19 protein-coding genes are annotated in these 19807 nt (G+C 41.0%); 3 read left to right on the forward strand and 16 right to left on the reverse strand.

All coding sequences use genetic code 11. From position 1 onward, the window contains the following. Positions 1-100: 100 nt before the first annotated feature. Genes ACVRZ8_RS09720 through gatC form a run of 4 tightly spaced genes read right to left on the reverse strand, consistent with a single transcriptional unit; the run spans position 101 to position 3668 of the window. Positions 101-454 carry a hypothetical protein gene (locus tag ACVRZ8_RS09720; protein ID WP_447449128.1) on the reverse strand — a complete coding sequence of 118 codons (354 nt, stop codon included), beginning with the start codon at positions 452-454 and terminating at the stop codon, positions 101-103. A gap of 3 nt (positions 455-457) precedes the next feature. Continuing rightward, a complete protein-coding gene (gene gatB / locus ACVRZ8_RS09725) occupies positions 458-1900 on the reverse strand; it encodes an Asp-tRNA(Asn)/Glu-tRNA(Gln) amidotransferase subunit GatB (RefSeq protein WP_447449129.1) in 1443 nt (480 codons plus the stop codon). After that, the gene (gatA, locus tag ACVRZ8_RS09730; RefSeq protein WP_447449130.1) at positions 1900-3366 is read right to left on the reverse strand and encodes an Asp-tRNA(Asn)/Glu-tRNA(Gln) amidotransferase subunit GatA; all 1467 of its coding nucleotides are present in this window, start codon (positions 3364-3366) and stop codon (positions 1900-1902) included. The genes gatB and gatA overlap by 1 nt, the downstream gene beginning before the upstream one ends. Beyond that, positions 3366-3668 (reverse strand): Asp-tRNA(Asn)/Glu-tRNA(Gln) amidotransferase subunit GatC, encoded by a 303-nt coding sequence (gene gatC / locus ACVRZ8_RS09735; RefSeq protein ID WP_447449131.1) that lies wholly within the window; start codon positions 3666-3668, stop codon positions 3366-3368. The genes gatA and gatC overlap by 1 nt, the downstream gene beginning before the upstream one ends. Positions 3669-3936: 268 nt before the next feature. Between gatC and ACVRZ8_RS09740 the strand changes: the two genes are divergently transcribed. Continuing rightward, complete coding sequence (locus ACVRZ8_RS09740; protein WP_447449132.1) at positions 3937-4728, forward strand: TraX family protein; 792 nt, start codon at positions 3937-3939, stop codon at positions 4726-4728. Between the two features lie 41 nt (positions 4729-4769). On the opposite strand, the gene ACVRZ8_RS09745 is transcribed toward ACVRZ8_RS09740, so the two are convergent. The 5 genes from ACVRZ8_RS09745 to ACVRZ8_RS09765 all read right to left on the reverse strand — a co-directional run bounded on the left by ACVRZ8_RS09745 (position 4770) and on the right by ACVRZ8_RS09765 (position 10714). Continuing rightward, entirely contained in the window at positions 4770-5513 is a 744-nt protein-coding gene (locus ACVRZ8_RS09745) for a CPBP family intramembrane glutamic endopeptidase (protein ID WP_447449133.1), read from the reverse strand. 190 nt (positions 5514-5703) lie between these two features. Then, positions 5704-6255, reverse strand: coding sequence for a cysteine hydrolase family protein (locus ACVRZ8_RS09750; RefSeq protein ID WP_447449134.1), 552 nt, complete (start codon positions 6253-6255; stop codon positions 5704-5706). 134 nt (positions 6256-6389) lie between these two features. Further along, entirely contained in the window at positions 6390-7175 is a 786-nt protein-coding gene (gene codY, locus ACVRZ8_RS09755; RefSeq protein WP_447449135.1) for a GTP-sensing pleiotropic transcriptional regulator CodY, read from the reverse strand. Positions 7176-7676: 501 nt separating this feature from the next. Next, on the reverse strand, positions 7677-8891 hold the full coding sequence (locus tag ACVRZ8_RS09760) for a pyridoxal phosphate-dependent aminotransferase (protein WP_447449136.1): 1215 nt from the start codon (positions 8889-8891) through the stop codon (positions 7677-7679). A 68-nt stretch (positions 8892-8959) separates the two neighbouring features. Then, on the reverse strand, positions 8960-10714 hold the full coding sequence (locus ACVRZ8_RS09765) for a glycerophosphodiester phosphodiesterase (protein WP_447449137.1): 1755 nt from the start codon (positions 10712-10714) through the stop codon (positions 8960-8962). Positions 10715-10812: 98 nt separating this feature from the next. Between ACVRZ8_RS09765 and ACVRZ8_RS09770 the strand changes: the two genes are divergently transcribed. Further along, a complete protein-coding gene (locus ACVRZ8_RS09770) occupies positions 10813-11265 on the forward strand; it encodes a universal stress protein (RefSeq protein ID WP_447449138.1) in 453 nt (150 codons plus the stop codon). 209 nt (positions 11266-11474) lie between these two features. Here the strand turns inward: ACVRZ8_RS09770 and pflA are convergent, their stop codons facing one another. The 3 genes from pflA to ACVRZ8_RS09785 form a co-directional block, all read right to left on the reverse strand. Then, complete coding sequence (gene pflA / locus ACVRZ8_RS09775; protein WP_447449139.1) at positions 11475-12266, reverse strand: pyruvate formate-lyase-activating protein; 792 nt, start codon at positions 12264-12266, stop codon at positions 11475-11477. A 241-nt stretch (positions 12267-12507) separates the two neighbouring features. Then, the gene (locus ACVRZ8_RS09780) at positions 12508-13170 is read right to left on the reverse strand and encodes an LPXTG cell wall anchor domain-containing protein (RefSeq protein WP_447449140.1); all 663 of its coding nucleotides are present in this window, start codon (positions 13168-13170) and stop codon (positions 12508-12510) included. Positions 13171-13544: 374 nt separating this feature from the next. Next, complete coding sequence (locus ACVRZ8_RS09785; protein WP_447449142.1) at positions 13545-14879, reverse strand: hemolysin family protein; 1335 nt, start codon at positions 14877-14879, stop codon at positions 13545-13547. A gap of 114 nt (positions 14880-14993) precedes the next feature. On the opposite strand from ACVRZ8_RS09785, the gene ACVRZ8_RS09790 reads away from it, so the two are divergent. Next, positions 14994-15776 (forward strand): ABC transporter ATP-binding protein, encoded by a 783-nt coding sequence (locus tag ACVRZ8_RS09790; RefSeq protein WP_447449143.1) that lies wholly within the window; start codon positions 14994-14996, stop codon positions 15774-15776. 62 nt (positions 15777-15838) lie between these two features. On the opposite strand, the gene ACVRZ8_RS09795 is transcribed toward ACVRZ8_RS09790, so the two are convergent. The 4 genes from ACVRZ8_RS09795 to mnmL are packed head-to-tail and all read right to left on the reverse strand — an operon-like array spanning position 15839 to position 19729. Further along, positions 15839-17908, reverse strand: a complete 2070-nt coding sequence (locus ACVRZ8_RS09795) for a cation:proton antiporter (protein WP_447449144.1) — start codon at positions 17906-17908, stop codon at positions 15839-15841. Between the two features lie 12 nt (positions 17909-17920). Continuing rightward, complete coding sequence (locus tag ACVRZ8_RS09800; protein ID WP_447449145.1) at positions 17921-18250, reverse strand: hypothetical protein; 330 nt, start codon at positions 18248-18250, stop codon at positions 17921-17923. After that, a complete protein-coding gene (mnmM, locus tag ACVRZ8_RS09805) occupies positions 18219-18800 on the reverse strand; it encodes a tRNA 5-(aminomethyl)-2-thiouridylate-methyltransferase MnmM (RefSeq protein WP_447449146.1) in 582 nt (193 codons plus the stop codon). The genes ACVRZ8_RS09800 and mnmM overlap by 32 nt, the downstream gene beginning before the upstream one ends. Further along, on the reverse strand, positions 18797-19729 hold the full coding sequence (gene mnmL, locus ACVRZ8_RS09810; protein WP_447449147.1) for a tRNA modification radical SAM protein MnmL/YtqA: 933 nt from the start codon (positions 19727-19729) through the stop codon (positions 18797-18799). Before mnmL ends, mnmM begins: the two co-directional genes overlap by 4 nt. Positions 19730-19807 lie beyond the last annotated feature (78 nt).

A 19807-nucleotide genomic window follows, 5' to 3' on the forward strand; every position in this document is an offset into this window, starting at 1 on the left:
GGCTTTCGAAACTTCAAAAACTTTAAAACTAAAATTCTTATCGCTTTGAACATGCAAAGAGAGAGAACCAATCTGATTCTCTCTCGTGCTTAGTTATAAGTCACCCACTACAGTTGACAAAGAGCCGGTATTTTCCTGTAGGAAAGGGACGATAAGAGGACAGAGACGTCTTTCTTCCATTAAGAGCAGCTACTCTCCCATACGGATTGGCATCCGTCACAAAGCTATAATGCGAAAAGACCATTTGGTGCCTATAAACCGAGAGATTATAGCGCCCCTTACTTTCATGAGTAATAGTACCAGCAGTAAGATATAATTCTTGGTCATACTTCTTTACTTGATTAATGCGGTAGACACGATATAGATAAAAAACAAACCCAATAGGGAAAATAGGCAAAGCCAAGACTGCTAGGATAAACAGGGCAATCAATACATGTACGACAAAAGTAAGCATCCCTTATTCTTCTTTCAGCTTGGCCAATTCCTGTGCCAAAAGCTTAAGAGCAACCTGTGGGTTGGCCTGCCCTTTGGTGGCTTTCATGAGGAAGCCTGTAAAGGCTTTGTCGGCATTGCGTTTGCCGGATTTGAAGTCTGCGACAGCTGCTTCATTGTCCGCAAAAACCTGATGAATAATCGGAAGCAATACTTCTGGATCTGAAATTTGTACCAGTCCAGCTTTTTCCACATAATCACGCGCACCGCCGCCGTTTTTAGCCAGATGCACAAAGACTTTCTTGGCAATCTTAGACGAAATCGTGCCGTCTTCGATGATAGCAATCATTTCGACCAGATTTTCCGGTGTTAGCTCAATTTGCTCAATGGTTTTGCCTTCACTGTTGAGGAATTGCGCCACTTCACCCTGCAGCCAGTTGGAAATCTGCTTGGCATCGCCTCCCAAAGCGACAGCCTTTTCAAAGAAATCAGAAGTCGCTTTGCTGGCTGTTAACTGACCAGCATCATAAGCTGATAAGCCAAGCTCAGCCACATAGCGAGCGCGGCGTTCTTTTGGAAACTCTGGCAAGCTTGTGCGGACTTCCTCAATCCACTCATCAGACACCTCAAAGAGCGGCAGGTCTGGTTCTGGGAAGTAACGGTAATCCGCAGAACCTTCCTTGACCCGCATGAGAATGGTTCCTTTATTGGCCTCATCATAGCGGCGTGTTTCTTGACGAATCTGACCGCCCGAACGAAGAATCTTGGCCTGACGTTCCACTTCAAACTCCAGTCCCTTACGGACGTTATTGAAGGAGTTAAGGTTTTTCAGCTCGGTCTTAACACCAAATGCTTCTTGACCATAAGGACGAAGCGAAATGTTGGCATCGACACGCATAGACCCTTCTTCCATCTTCACGTCGGAAATGCCTGTGTACTGAATGACTTCTTTCAGCGCGGTCAAGTAAGCGTAGGCTTCTTCTGGACTGCGCATGTCGGCTTCAGACACGATTTCAATCAAGGGAACGCCTTGGCGGTTGAGGTCAACATAGGAATAACCGTCTGTCCCGTGCGTATTTTTACCCGCATCTTCCTCCAAATGCGCACGTTCAATGCGGATTTTCTTGCTTGATCCATCTTCCAATTCAATCTCAATCCAGCCATTGTAACCAATTGGCTCGTCAAATTGAGAAATTTGATAGGCTTTGGGATTATCAGGATAGAAATAATTTTTGCGGTCAAAATGCATGTGCTGGTGGATATCCATATTGAGCGCCAGCGCAGCCTTGATACCGTAATCAATGACTCCCTTATTCATGACAGGCAAAACGCCTGGAAAAGACCAATCAATGACATTGGTATTGGCATTTTGGTCATTGCCAAAGTGAGCGGATGTTGGTGAGAAGATTTTGGAATTGGTGTTCAGCTCAACGTGAACTTCAAGTCCGATAATTGTTTCAAAGTTCATTAGTCCTTACCTCCAAAAATCACAGGCTGCTGTTTGTGGTGGTCTGTCGTTGCCTCAAATGCTGCCGCTGCTTGATAGATAGTTTCTTCGCTGTATTTTGGACCGATCAGCTGCAAACCAACTGGCAAACCGTCTGCAAAACCAGCAGGGATAGAAATCCCTGGCAGCCCCGCCAAATTAACCGGAATTGTCAAAATATCTGCCAGATACATGGCAACAGGGTCATGGTTAAGCGTGTCCAAATCATAAGCCACACTTGGAGAAGTAGGCCCCAAAATCAAATCATAGTCTGCAAAGACCTTCTCGAAATCTTGGATGATTAAAGTACGCACAGCGCCAGCTTTTTTGAAGTAGGCATCATAGTAACCTGAGGATAGGCTGAAGGTTCCCAACATGATACGGCGTTTGACTTCGTCACCGAAGCCTTCGCTGCGTGTATTGACATAGATGTCGTCCAAATTTTGGTAATTTTCTGTACGGTAACCGTAGCGAATGCCATCAAAGCGCTGCAGATTTGATGAAGCTTCTGATGAGGCGATAATGTAGTAAACCGCCACACCGTACTTACTGTGCGGAAGACTGACTTCTTCTACTACCGCACCCAGTTTTTCAAACTGCTTAGCAGCAGCCAGAATGGTTTCTTTGACTGCTGGATCAATTCCCTCACCAAGATATTCTTTCGGTAAAGCAATCTTCATACCCTTGATGTCTTGACCAATTTTGGCAGTAAAGTCAGCTACTTGATTGGTTGATGAAGTGGAATCCTTGACATCATGTCCTGAAATAACATTCAAAAGCTGTGCATTTTCCTTAACCGTCTGCGCAAAAGGCCCAATCTGATCCAATGATGAACCAAAAGCAATCAGCCCAAAACGAGACACGCGGCCATAAGTTGGTTTGAGACCCACTACGCCATTAAAAGCTGCTGGTTGGCGGATCGAACCACCCGTATCAGATCCCAAAGACAGGCGAACTTGACCAGATGCAACAGCTGTTGCAGATCCACCTGATGAACCGCCAGGAACCTTAGCTTGATTCCAAGCATTTTTCGTTTTCTTGAAATAAGAGGTTTCCGTTGAACCACCCATGGCAAATTCGTCCATGTTGGTTTTCCCAATGACAATCATATCCTTGCCATAGAGCTTTTCAACCGCCGTCGCATCAAAAATCGGCTCGTAATTATAGAGCATTTTAGAAGCTGCTGTCGTCAAGATACCCTTAGTTGAGATATTATCCTTGACCGCAAGGGGAATCCCGCTCATGATATTATCAGCGTTAATACCCTTTTCATCAACCGCTTTAGCCTGTGCCAGCGCAGCCTCTTCTGAAATGGTAATAAAAGAATCAACAGCCGTTTCACGTGCTTTGATATCTTCTAATGTTGCCTTGGTCAATTCGACCGCTGAGATTTCTTTCTTGACGAGGAGTTCATGTAATTCGTCAATGGTTTTGCTATTAAATGACATTAGGCATCTCCTCCATCTTCTAGGATAGCTGGTACTTTAATGTAGTAGTCATCAGCCTGCGGCACATTTTTAAAGAGGTCATCGCGGTTATCTCCTGCAGCAGCAACATCTTCACGCATGACTGTCTTGCGGTCTGCCATGGTTGTGGTGATAGGTACACCAGTGGTGTCAACTTCATTTAAAAGCTCCACCATGTCAACAATTTTCGATAAGGTTGTGGCAAATTCTGCCGTTTCCTCGTCTGAAAATGTTAACTTAGACAAGTTCGCCACGTGACGAACTTCTTCTTCAGAAATTTTCATGTTTTCTCCATTCTACATGTACATAATCTTTGCCATTATACCATATTTTAGCCTGTTTTTAACAGTTAAGTACGCATTCGTCATGGAATACCGTTTGCTACTGAAAAATCTACTCCAGCAGAACTTTCTTTTAAATTCATCATGGTCAAATTTAAAGCAAGATAGAAGCGCTATCAATTCTTACATTTTTGTTAGTTTAGGCTTACAAAAGTGTAAGTTCACATCCTTTCCTGCATGCTACAATGATATTAATAAAGGAGGAGATATTATGACCAGAATAAAACTGCTCAATGCTAATCAGCTAAAGTATATTGCTTTGATTTTTATGACCTTGGACTCTGCTTTCTTTGCATTTCCAGGTCTGCCAAGCTGGATACACCTCATTACGCGTTTTGTCGCACCGCTTTTCGCCTACCTGACGATTGAAGGTTTTTTCCACACTAGAAATCGCAAAAAACACCTGCTTCGCCTGTGGAGCGCAGCTATTCTCATGCAACTAGGAGATTTTCTCTCTATCTTCTTACTAGGTAAGGGACACTCCATCAGCGATAATATCTTTCTGACCTTGGCTGTCGGCTACAGTGCTCTCTATTTTTGGCAAAAGGCTAGAGATAAGGATGGCAAAACATCAACTAACATCATTCTGGGAACTCTGATTTTTCTGATTGGCCTTGCCCTATCCTTTGTCGGCCTGCCTTTGGGTCAGCACCTCAGTCTGACGCTAGAAGGCGGCATGCAAATCCTCTTTCTCATGCTGATTTTCTGGGGATTTTATGGTAATCCTACAAAACAACTCATCATCTTTATTTTGTGGAGCATCCCCCTTTTCATCTTCTGGGGGCCAGACCTCAATATTGGTTACTACAAGAGCTTTAGCGGCTGGTTTGACATGTTTTGTTATAACAGCGATGCTCTGAGCTTCCTATTCCTGCCATTTCTTCTGTTCTACAATGGTCAAAAGGGCAGCAGCAAACCTATTCATAAATGGTTTTTCTACATTTTCTATCCTGCCCACCTTTGGATTTTGCATCTAATAGCTCTCTTCTTATCACTTAAATGAAATGAACCCCATCGGCCTCTACCGAATGGGGTTTTGTTACCTTAATTTTTTCTCCTTGTCCTATGGACCACAATAAGCGCAAGGCAAATGCAAATTACCTTTAACATAATACCCGTCACGCCCTTGTCATCTACTGAAACCTGAGACAAGGCATTGATAAAAGCATGTGTCATGGCACAAATCCACAAGCTGCCAGAATAGTTAAATAAGGCTGATAAAATAAAAGAGTTGGTCAGTAAGCCCAACAAAAAGAAAGGGACATCAACGTTTGCCAGACTTCCATCAATGTAAAAGAATAGAAAATGCCAAGCTCCCCAGCAAGCAAAAGTGATTAGGGTTGCAAAAAAATAGGGAACTTTTTTCTCTAAATCCGTCTGAAAGGAATAACGCCAACCAATTTCTTCAATGCCTCCAAATAGCAGGCTTTTCAGAAAAAATACAATTGGAAGCCAGAAATTACCGATTTCAAATCCATGACCAAGGATAACCGCACCGAAGTCTAATATTAGAAAAGCGGTCACCAGTAGATAAGTTTTAATGGTTTGTTTGACATCTAAAAATTCTCTTAGTATTTTTAGAAATCTTTTCCCATGACATTTCTTCTGATAAATGACTCCCCAAAAGGCTGATGAGACCCCAGCTAAAACGATAAGAACAATTCCCAAAACGGAATGGTATCCCAGTTCAACTCCCGTCATCTTTAATAAACCAGCAAGGACAGCCAACAAAATAATCTGAATGAATGCAGGAAACAAATAGACACTATAAAGTGATTTCGTGTTCATGATACTATCGAAAAATCATTCCATCCTTTTTATTTTTCTCTGCTAAATGCATTAAAAGACTAGCCTCCCATATTTTTAGCTAGCCTTTTTGTCTAACTCAACATATTATTACTTGATAAATCAGGATTTTGAGCTAAAAAATTAGACATTGTTTTTAAAATTAGCTTTGCGACTCCTTGTAAGTCAAGCATCAGTCCAAAATTTTCGCTCCTAAGACATTTTTCATATGTCCCAGCGCGAACTGATGAGCTTCTTCGGTGATGGAGGCAATAGCGCTGCTGACAACCTCGATCTTGTAGCCGAGATTGTAGGCATCAATAGCGGTATGAAGAACGCAGATATCAGACAGGACACCGGTTAAAATGATCGTTTTAACATCTCGTTCCCGCAGACGAATGTCAAGATCCGTCCCTGAAAAGGCTGAATAATGCCGTTTATCCATCCAGAAAACTCGGCTGTCTGCTCTGCTATTGTCATAAAAATCGGCCAGAGGCCCAAAAAGAGCACGCCCTGCGGTTCCTTTGATGTTATGAGGTGGAAACAGTTTGGTTTCAGGGTGGAAACTATCACCTTCATCATGCCCGTCAATAGCAAAAAAGATATAATCACCGCGGTCGTAGGCCTCTTGAGTCACCTGAGCAATCCGCTCAGAAATGGCTTGAGCTGGTTTCCCTGCTGTCAGTTTACCATCATCAGCCACAAAATCATAGGTATAATCAATCGAAATCAGTGCTTTAGTCATTTTGTCTCCTTTTATCTATAAAAAGGGAGTGAGTAACAAAATAGATTTCTCTGAAATCATCGTTTGTCCCACTCCCTTTTTCTAACAGTTGATTATTAAGCTTAACAGCCCATGCAATACAGTGTTTTTATGATTTATTCATAGTCCTTTAACTTATCAAAGATACCTTCGTTAATAACTTTAAGATAGGTTCCTTTCATTCCAAGAGAACGGCTTTCAATAATTCCTGCCGACTCCAGCTTACGCAAAGCATTGACAATAACCGAACGGGTAATACCGATACGATCTGCAACAACAGAAGCTGTAAGACGTCCTTCCAAACCATCCAGCTCATTTAAGATAGCAGAAACTGCCTTGATTTCAGAATAGGATAGGGTATTGATGGCCATGTTAATAGCTGTTTGTTTACGGATTGTTTCTTCAAGATTTTCGGTTTGAAGATTGAGCAGCTGCAAACCAACAACGGTTGAAGCAATCTCAACGAGAATCAAATCCTCATCTACAAATTCATGATCATTACGCCAAATAATGAAAGAACCAAGACGCATTCCGCCTCCGTAAATTGGAGCAATTGTTGTCAAACCATCTGGAAAATCGTCCTTAGACTCTACTGGAAAAATTGTCAAATCGCTCTCAACGGACAAGTTTTCCTCAGTATCATAGACACGGCTAATACCGCGCACGTATTCTTCTGGCAGCTGCTTAGCTTCAAAGAACTCTTCCACACGATCAGTGTTGGTTTTGTACTTCATAGCATAGCCGAGAATAACCCCACCGCCATTGACAATTGCCGCATTGCAGTCAATGATATCTGCCAGCTGAGCTGCCATATTATTATAAGGAAGCTCCCCTTCTAAACTGTCAACTGAACGCTGCAAAATAGACGTGATTTTGCGAGTTTTCGATAATAAATTTGCCATAGAATTTCGTCACTTTCTTTAAATCATAGTCTTTATCTGGCTGCCTTGATAATAGTCATACTTATCCAGCTGTCCCAGATTACATACAGATTTATTATAACATAGGACAGGGTTGAATTGCAAACAATTGTCTGAAAATTGCCTATTATTTTACTATTCTTTATCTTATATTTTTTAATAAAAAGGGAGTGAGACAAAGAAAATATCCAGTGGATGTTTTCTTCATGAGCTTAAAAACAAAACAGCGAATCGGGATTTCGTAGAAATCGATTTCTCAGCAAGTCCTAGTTTTTAGTTGCTGACCTGAAACAGTCCACTGGACTATGCAGGGGTAAGACTAAGTTGGCTAAACCAATAAGTCTTACTCCCAACCACTGCGTCAAACTGTTACGGTTATTTATATGACAATCCTAGAGGAACTTTTTATACGTAATCTTCACGATTACCTCTTCTGTGGGTGATTGCACAGCAATCATCATGGTTTGTCCCAACCTCATTGTTTTATCTTCGATAATAAGACAAAACACGGGTAATTTTTTCTTGCACCTCGGTCAAATCTTCTACTGTTGGCAAATAAACGATGCGGAAGTGATCAGGATCCTTCCAGTTGAAGCCGCGGCCATGTACCAGCATAACCTTTTCTTTTTGCAAAAGGCGCAGCACAAATTGCTCATCATCATCAATCCGATACATGTTTTGATCAATTTTAGGGAAAATGTAAAGTCCGGCCTTAGGTTTCATCGCCGACAAACCCGGAATGTCATTGATGGCTTTGTGAATGAAATTACGCTGCTCATAGATACGGCCGCCCGGCAACAGCAGCTCATCTCCCGACTGGTAACCGCCCAGAGAGGTTTGAACGACTTGCTGACCCAACACGTTGGAACATAAACGCATATTAGCCAGCATATTAAGACCTTCAATATAACCTCTCACATGTTTTTTAGGTCCAGACAGAACCATCCAGCCAACACGAAAACCGCAAATACGATGAGATTTGGACAAGCCATTCATAGAAACGCAGAAAACATCAGGAGCCAGACTAGCAATAGCGGTATGTTTTTCACCATCCATAACCATACGGTCATAAATTTCATCGGCAAAGATAATCAAATCATTTTGACGGGCTAGTTCAACAATTTCTTCAAGAACATCTTTTGAATAAAGAGCACCCGTAGGATTATTAGGATTAATAACGACAATAGCTTTGGTATTTGAAGTGATCTTTGACTTAATATCGCCAATATCAGGAATCCAATCAGCCTGTTCATCGCAGAGATAATGCACCGCATGACCGCCAGCTAGACTAACCGTAGCTGTCCAAAGCGGATAATCCGGCATGGGAACTAAGACCTCATCGCCATTATCCAAAAGAGCCTGAAGAGAAATAGAAATCATCTCTGATACACCATTGCCAAGATAAATATCATCAATATCCAAATTAGGGAAACCTTTGAGCTGACAATACTGCATAATAGCCTTACGAGCAGAAAAAATTCCCCTACTATCTGAATAGCCTTCGCTGCTTCTTGCATTGCGAATTAAATCACGGATGACCTCATCCGGTGCTGTAAAACCAAATTCTGCTGGATTACCTGTGTTTAGACGGAGAATTTTCTCACCATTAGCAATCATACGATTAGCTTCGTCCAATACGGGACCACGAATATCATAAGCAACATCATCTAATTTGGACGATTTATCAAATTGTTTCATGAGTTTATCCTTCCCGAGACTAATTTAGTCTACATTATACCGCTTTTCACTTGAAGATTCAAACTAGACTAAGAGAGATTCATAAGACGTAGAAAATAGTCCATGTAACTATCATCCTTGGCTAATTCCTTCTGTTTGGCAACAACTAAACTGGGGTAATCGGTAATAATACCGTCCACAGGTTTTTGTAAATAATTTTCAATATCTTCTTCTGAATTAATTGTCCAGGCAAATACCTGTTTGTTGGCTGCATGAGCCCAGCTGGCCAGCCAGTTTTGATAGGAAAAATCTTCTATAGCGTAAAAATCAACTGTCTTACTGGCAAAATCACCAATTTGAAATGAAATGGTATCACCGGTTTTGATAGATGAATTCAGTTGTTCTACTTTCTCAATCGTTTTCAAATCTAAGGACATAACAAGGTACTCCTTGACACCCCCTAGTTCCTCCAGTTTTTGAACAAAAAGTTGTTCATAATTACTGGGCTCTGACCCAGTTGGCTTCAATTCGATCAAGAGCTTAACACCAAGCTCTTTAGCTTTATTGACATAAGTTTCAAAGGAGACCAGCTGACTTTTGAAAGTATTTTGCTTTATAGGTAAGCCAACAACATCGCTAGCCTTGGATTCCGATATTTTAAGAGATTTACCCGTTAAACGCTCCAAATTATCATCATGACTAACCACAAATTGGCCATCCTTAGACAGGATAACATCCATTTCCACATAATCTGCGCCTTCTTTAGCAGCAGCTTCAAGCGCTTCAAGAGAATTTTCAACACCCTTATTGACATCACCGCGATGGGCAATCACCGCAATTTTTCTGGGATCTCCACTGAGATCCTCTTGGCTTTTTAGAAAATAGCTGACGCCTCCTATAACAATCAAGAGGATTGACAAAGCCCAAATACGATGCTGTTTAAACTGTTCTGCCTGCTGTTCAGCAAAATCAGCCTGTTCTTTTCCCAAAAGAGCCAATAAATAAGATAAAAAAGCCAGTTTAAAAAGAAGGTTTCCTCCAAAATGAATCCCCCAAACCATGCAAAGAAAGACGGTTTCCACGATATTGTTGCTGGTATTGCTATCTAAAAAGCTAGCCGCTCCCACAAAAAGTAAACCGACCAAATTTAAAGCTAATAAAAGCAGAAATAAGAGTGGTAAGAGACCAATTAAACTAAAGATATTTCTTCCCTTAGTCAAACGCCAGCTTTCTTTCATATTTTCTGCAAATCGCTCCCCCTTACCTGTCACGGTTAGAGGTAAAGTATAGATAAAACGCAGGTTCAAGTAAGCTAATACAGCATATAAACTGCCATAGAGTATTTTCCCGCTTAGACTTTTCATTAATTCTGCTGAAATAAATTTGGGAATATAAATATTTTCTACCAGACTAGATGAAAAAAGAATTTTCAAAAACGGTATAGTCAGCAAAAGATAGATTAAAAAAGCCAAAATATGCCAAGAAGCCACAGACTTGAAAAAATTGAGGCTATCTTCTTTCAGACGTTTCAGACCCAAACGCAGACGGGCTTCTTTATGCCTAATAATTTCTACCAACAAAGAAAATTCAAGGTAAATAAAGAAAGCCAAACTAAACAAGTAGACGAAAAGTAGAAAAACGGTTAAGGGATTTCCAAAGAAACTTGACAAATTATCTGTTGTCAGGCCTGGCACTTCTATTGATACGAGAATAGATTGAAAAATAGCCGATAAAACGAAACCGCCTACCACTGTCACGCCTAGCTGCAAAAGGGTAGCTCTTAAAATATAAGTAAATTTATGGGTATATAAATCTGTCAGAACAGTTTTTATAGATTGTATCATGCTTCTATTTTAACAAAAATAATCAGTAAAAACATAAGACCGCTTTCATTTTTTCCTGAAAAGGAGTATAATGAAAGCAACAAAAGGAGGTAAAGCTTATGTCTCACAAATATCAACGTATCATGGTCGCTATTGATGGCTCCTACGAATCTGAACTCGCTTTTTTCAAAGGAGTTAATGTTGCCAAGCGCAATGATGCAGAATTGCTTCTTGTCCATGTGATTGACACACGCGCCCTCCAAAGTGTGGCGACATTTGATACCTATATCTACGAAAAATTGGAAGAAGAAGCCAAGCAAGTTCTGGCCGATTATGAAAAACAAGCTCGGGAGGCCGGGCTTACAAAGGTTCGTCAGATCATCGAATTTGGTAATCCTAAACGTCTCTTGGCTCATGATATTCCAAACAAAGAAGGAGTTGATCTCATCATGGTCGGTGCAACAGGTCTTAATACCTTTGAACGCCTCCTGATTGGTTCGTCTTCAGAATATATTTTGCGCCATGCTCATGTTGATCTTTTAATCGTTCGGGATTCAGAAAAAACTTTCTAACTCCTATAAGAGGTTGGGACTGAGGTCCCGCCTTTTTTAGGTGGTATCGGCTTTTTCTTCAGCATAGCTGAACCGTTTTTTTAATGTCAAATAGCACTTATTTTCAAACAAGAAACTTCCTTAAAAATCATGATGTTTCCTTATTTTAAAATCTCCCTTCAACTTGTAAAAAATAGTTTGGAAATAATATTCCAAACTATTTTAATAAATTATTTAGCACCAATACGGTTGCGGTATTCTGTATAAGATTCTGTATGCATAAGTTTCTTAGCATTATTAACACGGTCTCTTGTCGGAGGCTTAACACCTTCTAAAGTATAGGGAATACCGAGTTCTCGCCATTTGAATTCTCCTAAAGTATGGTAAGGCAAAATTTCAAACTTATCAACATTTTTAAGCGTTTCAACAAATTTCCCCAGTTCAATCAGATCTTCATCAATATCTGTCAGACCAGGCACTAAAACATGACGAATCCAAACAGGAATCCCCTTGTCCGACAAGTACTGAGCAAATAGCAAAATATTTTTATTAGGCTGACGGGTAACAATTTTATGCTGTTCAGGATTAATTTCTTTCAAATCCAGCAGCACTAGATCAGTCACCGCCAATAATTTGTCCACAATTTTGTGATATTCTGGTGTTGGACGGTAAGCAAAACCACAGGTATCCAAAGTGCAGTGGATGCCCAGCTCTTTTGCCTTGGTAAACAATGCCGTAACAAATTCAATCTGCAGCATAGCTTCACCGCCAGAAACCGTGATACCGCCAGTCTTTCCCCAAAAATGTTTGTAGCGTAAAGCTTCGCTTAAGACATCATCAACCGTCCGCTCTTGAGACTTATTGGTCTCCATCTCCCAAGTATCAGGATTATGACAATACTGACAGCGCAGCTTACAGCCCTGCATAAAAATAACAAAGCGAATTCCCGGACCGTCAACCGATCCAAAACTTTCGGTTGAATGAACCATTCCTGTCACTTGACCGTAATCAACTTCTGTCATAACAACCTCCTGTAACCGTTTTTTCTTACTTCTATTATACTATTTTTGCGGCCGAAGGTCTTATAAATACTTCTACCATTCATCAAAGCTATACTATAATAATCTCTAATCTTTTCTTATCTATACTATACCACTCATAAATACAGCAGGCTCATTCAATGTCTCCCAACTACTATGCCAAAATATCATATCCAAAACATGTAAAAAAGCAGGCTTTTACCCCTGCTTTATCTTTAATAAATTAGTTTGCTTTTTTCTTAAATCCAAAGAAAGCCGCTGCCGCTACTGCAAATGTTCCCACAAGAGCAGCGTAAGCTGAACCTGTCGAATCCTCACCCGTGTTTGGAAGAGTTACATTTCGACCTGAAGCATCTGTACCAGTCAATGTACCGTCTTGATTTAGGGTGAAGCCAACCGCTTCAGCTGGAACAGTTTGCGTTGAACCATCCGTGTTTTGAACGATTACCTGACCATTTGTTGTTCCAACAATCGTTTGACCGTTAGGGATTTGAACTGGATCCATTGAAGTTGCTGATGTTGCTGCATTTGGATCTGCCGCTGCTGCTGCATTGGCTGATGAAGCTGAACCCGCTACTGACGAAGAGGACGCTGGATCCGCTGCTCCTGCATTAGCACCAGCATTTGGATCTGCTGCCGCTGCATTAGACGATGACTCTGAGCTTGCAGCTGGTACGGCCGAATTCGAACTTGAGCTAGGCGTATTGGCCGCATTATTATTTGCAAGATTATCTTCAGATACTGACGAAGAGGTTGGTGTTGAAGATGACGATGCAGAGGCTGGTGTTCCGGCAAAATCATCAGCCGAGGCCAATGGTGAAAGGCTTCCTGCTGCCAACAAAGCAGCCACTGCAAGTGAACTAAATACAACTTTTTTGGATTTCATGTTTAAGTCTCCCATTAATAAAATCGTAACTATCCTACATTATAGCATAAATAAAACTTAAAAAGAGAATTTTTCTGTAAATTTTCTAAAAAACAGATTTAAAAATCTTAATACATATGATAAATGGCCATTATAGCATGCTGTCCACAGCATTGTTTGAGACCTTATCTAAGGGAATCACATTTTCGGAAAATCTTTTTACAGGATAATGGCTGAGTAGTTATTTTCAATTTTCGATTGCTGCCTTAAATACACAAGTCCAACTAAAAAAGCAAAGAACTGCTCTTTTTTTGCGATTCAATTCATTGCTTTTTTCATCTTACTCTAATTATCTCGCCATCATATCTTTAGACAAATCAAATTGACAGGCTGAATTAACCAGCTTCTTCAATTGGCTCAATGCGGCTGATAATCAACTTAAGCTTGGTTACACGGCCTTCTTTTACCTTGTCGTTGATGAGTTCCAGCTGCTTGTCCTTACTCTCTACCTCAAAAGTCTCTTTTTCTTCCTGAGAAGGAATGGTACCGACACCAGTCAGATAATAACCAGCAATGGTATCAACATCATCACTTTCTAATTCAGTATCAAAATATTCATTGAAATCATTCAGTGTCATGGTTCCCAGAACAATATAGGTGTCTTTGGCAATTTCACGAACGTCAATATTGGTCTTGTCGCTTTCATCGTCAATGTCTCCGACAATTTCTTCAAGAAGATCCTCCAGAGTTACAATCCCAGCCACACCGCCGTATTCGTCTTTTAGAATGGCAATCTGGTTATTGGTGTTACGAAAAGACTTGAGCAAATCATCCACGAAAACCGTTTCTGGAACAAAAAGCGGTTCTTGCATAATGCGGCGCAGTTTGACATGATCAAAACCAAGTTCAAAACCTGCACTTAGCAATTTTTTAGTGTGAATGACGCCAATCACCTTATCTTTATCCCCTTCATAGACAGGGATCCGAGAGAAACTTTGCTTGAGAATAGCTTGAATATTTTCTTGAGTATCATCTTCAATATCAATCATGAAAGCATCTGTCCGAGGAACCATGACTTCACGCGCCATCAGCTCATCCAATGAAAAGACTCCCTGCAGCATTTCAATTTCTTCTGCTTCTAAAGTTTCATCACTCTTAGTCAGCATGTACTCAATCTCATCTCGAGTCATCTGCTCATCTGCATCGTCAAATTCCATAGGGGTCAATCGGCTGAGCAGATTGGTTGAAGCCGAAAGCAGCCAGACAAAGGGACTAACTATTTTCCCCAGTAAGATGATCACTGGAGCCGAAACAACTGCTAAATTTTCCTTAAGATTCATGGCAATACGTTTGGGATAAAGCTCTCCCAAGACGATAGAGATATAGGTCAAAAAAATCAGAGAAATGATTGAACCTGCTGATCTTGCCCAAGCAAAATTACCAAACCATCCTGCAATAACAGTTCCCAGTGAAGCTGAAAGACTTGCCCCTTGCAAGAGACTGATAAAGGTAATGCCGACCTGAATTGTTGAAAGAAAATTATTGGGATTCTCCAGAACCCTTAACAAGCGAATATATTTTTTATCTCCTTCTTCTGCTTTTTGTTCTACGCGCGAGCGATTTAGTGACACTAAAGCCATCTCAGATGCTGAAAAAAAGGCATTTAAAAGAGTTAAAATCAATAATAAAATAAATTGAAATAACAAGGACTGACCACTAGAGTCTTCCATGGATGTATTCTCCTCTGAATAAGTATATACGGCTTATTATATCACAATCTGGCTTAATATCGTAGAATTTTATGTTATAATAAGGACAAAATTATCATCACAAGGAGCCTTGCTATGCCACTGATTTCCATGAAAAATGTCACCCTCAGCCGTCAAGGAAAAATCTTATTGTCTAATATCAGCTGGACCGTCGAAAAGGGGGAAACTTGGGCTATTTTAGGACTAAATGGGGCAGGAAAGTCGACATTACTCAAATTGATCATGGCAGAATTTTTTCCTTCTTCAGGTGATATAGAAATTCTGGATCACCACTTTGGACACGGTGATATTACCGACTTACGCAAGCGCATTGGCATTGTCAGCTCTTTTATCACGGAGCGCCTCCCCAAACACCTTAAAGCTGATAAAATCGTCCTAACAGGCAAATATAAAAGCTCCATTCTCTTTAAAGCCTACGGTGAAGCCGAGTTAGAAGAAGCCCGCCAAATGCTGTGTTCTTTGGGTGCTTCGGATTTGATTGACCGCCAATATTTTACCTTGTCTCAGGGAGAAAAGCAGATTGTCCTCATTGCCCGCAGCCTCATGGAAGACCCCGACATCATTATCCTAGATGAAGCTACCAGCGGCTTAGATCTTTTTGCCCGAGAAAAATTGCTGCGCCAGATTGATAAAATTGCAGAGCTGCCACATGCTCCCTTAGTGATTTATGTGACCCACCATGCTGAGGAAATCACAGAAAGAATGGATCATATTTTACTGCTGCGTCAAGGAGAGGTTATCGCCCAAGGTTCTAAGGCAGAAATTATTACACCTAAAGTGTTAACTGACTTTTACCAAAGCCCTGTTAGCATTGTCCCTATTGATGATAAACGCTTTTATATTCATCCCACACTATAAAAAGCTTGAGTCTCTGTAAACAGCATCTAATAATTAGATGTCGTTCTGAGATTCAAGCTCTTTTAATATTGTCGTCTAATCAGGTTAATCATGTCATAACTTAAGGTATTACTGGATTCTTTGAGAGAATAGTCTTCCAAGATGTTGACTTCTTTACGAAGACGTTTAGCGTAACGGTGGCTGATAAGATTGTCAGCTTCATATTGGGAAATAAATTTACGTTCTAAGTAATAGCCGCGCAGCATTTCATCAATATTAGTCGGCATCAGGCGTGTAATAACACGTTCGACGAAGGCTTGTGATTGAATAATCTCTGCTTCCTGCAGTCGATTGCGCTTCATGTAAGCCAATAAATTAGAATTGTAAATGCCTTCCAAACCAGCTAAAGCTGATAGGATTTGCTCTGTATTTGTTAGATAGAGTTCAGCGATGTGATCCCGGTTTTCTTCTGTCAGCCCTCTGTCTGATTTCTGCCATCGCCTAAAGCGGCGAAAACTAGCGCCCAAGGTCACCAGTTCACGCAATAGACGGCGAAGTCCTTGCAGCAGCACGAGAAAAGCGTAACTGATACTTGAGATAAAACCTCGATTAATACGGCGCTCCAAATTTTTAATATGAGTTTGATAAATGCGGTATTCTTTAATGGAAATTGTACCTTGCTGATAAGCATACTCCAGTCCTTCACTTTCAATTCCCATAATCATGTAACGAATAAGAGCCAGCTCTGCTTTGATTTCGTTAGATTCTTGATCCAAAATCAGATTTTCCAAACGATGGTTATAATTATCAATAGCAGCGTAGATAGGAGCCTGATGCTCAGCTGTCAGCAAATCTTTTTCAAGTTCTCGAATAACTTCATTAATAATAGCAATTTCCACATAGCGATCTCCCTTGGCCAAAGGAGCGCCAGCTAGATGCGGCAGAGTTAAAATCCCTACTAAAAAGGATAAAAGAGTAACGCCAGCTACCGTAAAAATAAGCATACTGTATTCCAATGATGGCAAAGCCTTCGGCAAAAGCAGAATTGTTGCAATAGATACAGTTCCCTTAACACCAGAAAGAGTTAAGAGTGAAACAGTTTTCCACATACGCCTAAACGGTCTTTTGCGACGTAAAGAAACATAGGCTGCAAAAATAGCAATCATAACAAAACGAATGGCAAACAACAGAGCTGTTAAAACGATAATGACGAGAAAAATTGACAAATTGCTGTATTCTACGGTCGTTAAAACCGGTTCGCCCAGCTCGGTCAATTCCAAGCCCAAAAGAAGGAAAACCAAGCCATTTAACATGAAACTAATGGTATTCCAAACAACCTGACTGACCTTATCTACCTGAGCATCAAAGAGGGTAATTTTCTTAAAACGGCTGGCTTGAGAAATACCCGCAACTACAACCGCAATAATCCCAGACACCTGTATTTCTTCAGCAAGAAAGTAAGAAACAATGGGCAGAGCTAGCTCTAAAAGCAAAGCTCCGATGACATCAGAAGCATCAACATTATCCAAAATTGACAGAATAAGGCGATTGAGAAGCGCAGCTCCTATTCCCACCAAAAAGCCACCAATAACAGAGACAAGAAGGCTAAAACTGGCATCTGCTAACGAAAAAGTTCCAGTAATTAAAGCGGTCGCTGCCACCTGAAATGCAACCAAACCAGAAGCATCATTTAACAGCCCCTCCCCCTGTAAAATATGGCTGACGCGTTTTGGAAATGAGAACCGGCGAGAAAGGGCAGAAAAGGCCACCAAATCCGTTGGGCCAAGCGCTGCACCTAAAGCCAAACAGGCAGCCAAAGGAACTTCTATCGGCAAAATGGATTTAGCAACAAAGCCAAGACCTATCGTCGTTACAAAAACAATAGGAAAAATCAGAAAGAGGATAAGCTTCCAATTTTTAAGAACACTGGTAATGTCGCTCTCTTCTCCTTCTCTAAAAAGCAAAGGAGCAATAACAAAGGCTAGGAAGATTTCCGTGTCGAACGCCACTGAATGCTCTCCTTGAAAAAGGCCAATCACACCGCCAAAAACAATCTGAATCAGCGGCAAAGGAAGCTTGGGAAATATACGGTTGAGGACATTAGACAGAATAAGAGCAAACAAAACGGTGATCACTAAAATAGAGATGTGCATTGCTCACCTCCATTAATCTTTTGTGCAGTAAGAAGCATAACGTTCTTTTTGCTTTTCAATTTTCCTGTCAATTTCCTGACAGCTGCTGTGCCCAAAATTACGCTGACAGCGTTCAATTTCGAGGTTAGCTAATTTTTTCTTAATCTTGGCCATCTTACGTGAACTAACCTGTTCCATAGCTGTCTGGCTGCCAGCAGAATTCAGATAGCGTTCTTGCATTTTAGCCAGCTTGGCCTGTAAAATTGCATCTCTCATCGATAAAGTACCAAGACCAGCTGAAGAATTTGTCTGTGTTTCCAAGCTGTCAGCTTCAAGCTTCTTGCTGGTCTTTATTCCTTTCATCTTCTTTTAAACGTTCAATCATGATTAAAAAAGGCGGCGTGTTGATTTGATTAAGAGGCTGATAGAGCGTGGCTGCAAAAACAGCTTGATTTAGTTGGGATACTGCATTCAGCACAGCATCCTTTTCAACATCGCCTCCATCGTGCCCATAGTATACCATAATGGCTGCACGTCCGCCAATTTCCAGTTTCTTTAAAATCTTTTGCAAAGCTTGCAAGGTCGTATCAGGTTTGGTAATCAGTGACTTATCAGCAGAGGGCAGGTAGCCCAGATTGAAAATAGCTGCGCGGATAGGTTCCTTCACATATTTGTCCACATGCTGGTGTCCCTCTAAAATAAGCTGTGCATTATCCATCCCAAGCTGCGCCAGCCGCTCTTGCGTTTTCTGCAAAGCTTTTTTCTGCACATCAAAGGCATAAACCTTTCCCGCAAGACTCGCTAAAAATGCGGTATCATGTCCATTGCCCATGGTGGCATCTACCGCTATGCTGTCTTTATCAAGCACCTCCGCCAGAAAATCATGCGAAAGCTGGATGGGACGCTTCATCATCTATTCACCTCCAATTTGCAGCCCTGTATACTGCCTCGTCTTTCCATTTCTTTATCAATGGCATTGAGAACCTCCCATTTATTGAGGCTCCACATAGGACCAATCAGCATGTCACGCGGTGCATCGCCTGTGAGGCGATGAATCACAATCTGCCAAGGAATGATTTCCAGCTGATCACAAATAATAGAGACATACTCATCCTGACTGAGCAGCTGCAGACGCCCTTCATGATAATCACGCTGCATACGGGTATTGGTCATCAGATGCAGCAAATGAAGTTTAATTCCTTGAATATCATTGTCTGTCACACAGCGCCGCACATTTTCTACCATCATTTCGTGCGTTTCACCCGGCAAGCCATTAATCAAATGAGAAACAATCTCAATCTTTGGTGCTTTTTCTCTAACCTTTTGAACAATGTCTACATAAAGCTGATAGCTGTGTGCACGGTTAATTAATATAGATGTTTCCTCATAAGTCGTCTGAAGACCAAGTTCCAAGGTAACATGTATACGTTCACTGAGCTCAGCTAGATAAGCAATTGTCTCATCTGGAAGACAATCTGGGCGTGTCCCAATATTAAGGCCGACCACACCAGGTTCGTTGATGGCTTGTTCATAACGCTCACGAATAACCTCAACCTTTTCATGCGTATTGGTGAAATTTTGAAAATAAACCAGATATTTAGTGACTTCTGGCCATTTACGGTGCATAAAATCAATTTCATGATAAAACTGTTCACGAATAGGGGCTTCTGGGGCTACGATGGCATCACCAGAACCTGAAACTGTACAAAAAGTACAGCCGCCATGTGCTACTGTTCCATCACGGTTAGGACAGTCAAAACCTGCGTCAATAGGTAGTTTAAAAATTTTTTCTCCAAAAAGTTTGCGGTAATAATCATTTACCGTATGGTAACGTTTTTGCATGCTCTTATTATAGCAAAAAGAAGACAGAAAAGGGAGAACTGCTGCCAAACCCTCTGAGGATAAGCCCTAAAAAGACAG

The organism is Streptococcus dentiloxodontae (assembly GCF_053206925.1).

What these genes read in the sequence shown, in the direction of transcription:
- codY (WP_447449135.1), bottom strand. Translation starts at nt 7,175, where the DNA reads ATGGCAAATTTATTATCGAAAACTCGCAAAATCACGTCTATTTTGCAG.
- ACVRZ8_RS09780 (WP_447449140.1), bottom strand. Translation starts at nt 13,170, where the DNA reads ATGAAATCCAAAAAAGTTGTATTTAGTTCACTTGCAGTGGCTGCTTTG.
- ACVRZ8_RS09770 (WP_447449138.1), top strand. Translation starts at nt 10,813, where the DNA reads ATGTCTCACAAATATCAACGTATCATGGTCGCTATTGATGGCTCCTAC.
- ACVRZ8_RS09795 (WP_447449144.1), bottom strand. Translation starts at nt 17,908, where the DNA reads ATGCACATCTCTATTTTAGTGATCACCGTTTTGTTTGCTCTTATTCTG.
- ACVRZ8_RS09750 (WP_447449134.1), bottom strand. Translation starts at nt 6,255, where the DNA reads ATGACTAAAGCACTGATTTCGATTGATTATACCTATGATTTTGTGGCT.
- ACVRZ8_RS09720 (WP_447449128.1), bottom strand. Translation starts at nt 454, where the DNA reads ATGCTTACTTTTGTCGTACATGTATTGATTGCCCTGTTTATCCTAGCA.
- ACVRZ8_RS09760 (WP_447449136.1), bottom strand. Translation starts at nt 8,891, where the DNA reads ATGAAACAATTTGATAAATCGTCCAAATTAGATGATGTTGCTTATGAT.
- pflA (WP_447449139.1), bottom strand. Translation starts at nt 12,266, where the DNA reads ATGACAGAAGTTGATTACGGTCAAGTGACAGGAATGGTTCATTCAACC.
- mnmM (WP_447449146.1), bottom strand. Translation starts at nt 18,800, where the DNA reads ATGATGAAGCGTCCCATCCAGCTTTCGCATGATTTTCTGGCGGAGGTG.
- ACVRZ8_RS09765 (WP_447449137.1), bottom strand. Translation starts at nt 10,714, where the DNA reads ATGATACAATCTATAAAAACTGTTCTGACAGATTTATATACCCATAAA.
- ACVRZ8_RS09740 (WP_447449132.1), top strand. Translation starts at nt 3,937, where the DNA reads ATGACCAGAATAAAACTGCTCAATGCTAATCAGCTAAAGTATATTGCT.
- ACVRZ8_RS09800 (WP_447449145.1), bottom strand. Translation starts at nt 18,250, where the DNA reads ATGAAAGGAATAAAGACCAGCAAGAAGCTTGAAGCTGACAGCTTGGAA.
- ACVRZ8_RS09790 (WP_447449143.1), top strand. Translation starts at nt 14,994, where the DNA reads ATGCCACTGATTTCCATGAAAAATGTCACCCTCAGCCGTCAAGGAAAA.
- gatB (WP_447449129.1), bottom strand. Translation starts at nt 1,900, where the DNA reads ATGAACTTTGAAACAATTATCGGACTTGAAGTTCACGTTGAGCTGAAC.
- ACVRZ8_RS09745 (WP_447449133.1), bottom strand. Translation starts at nt 5,513, where the DNA reads ATGAACACGAAATCACTTTATAGTGTCTATTTGTTTCCTGCATTCATT.
- gatA (WP_447449130.1), bottom strand. Translation starts at nt 3,366, where the DNA reads ATGTCATTTAATAGCAAAACCATTGACGAATTACATGAACTCCTCGTC.
- gatC (WP_447449131.1), bottom strand. Translation starts at nt 3,668, where the DNA reads ATGAAAATTTCTGAAGAAGAAGTTCGTCACGTGGCGAACTTGTCTAAG.
- ACVRZ8_RS09785 (WP_447449142.1), bottom strand. Translation starts at nt 14,879, where the DNA reads ATGGAAGACTCTAGTGGTCAGTCCTTGTTATTTCAATTTATTTTATTA.
- mnmL (WP_447449147.1), bottom strand. Translation starts at nt 19,729, where the DNA reads ATGCAAAAACGTTACCATACGGTAAATGATTATTACCGCAAACTTTTT.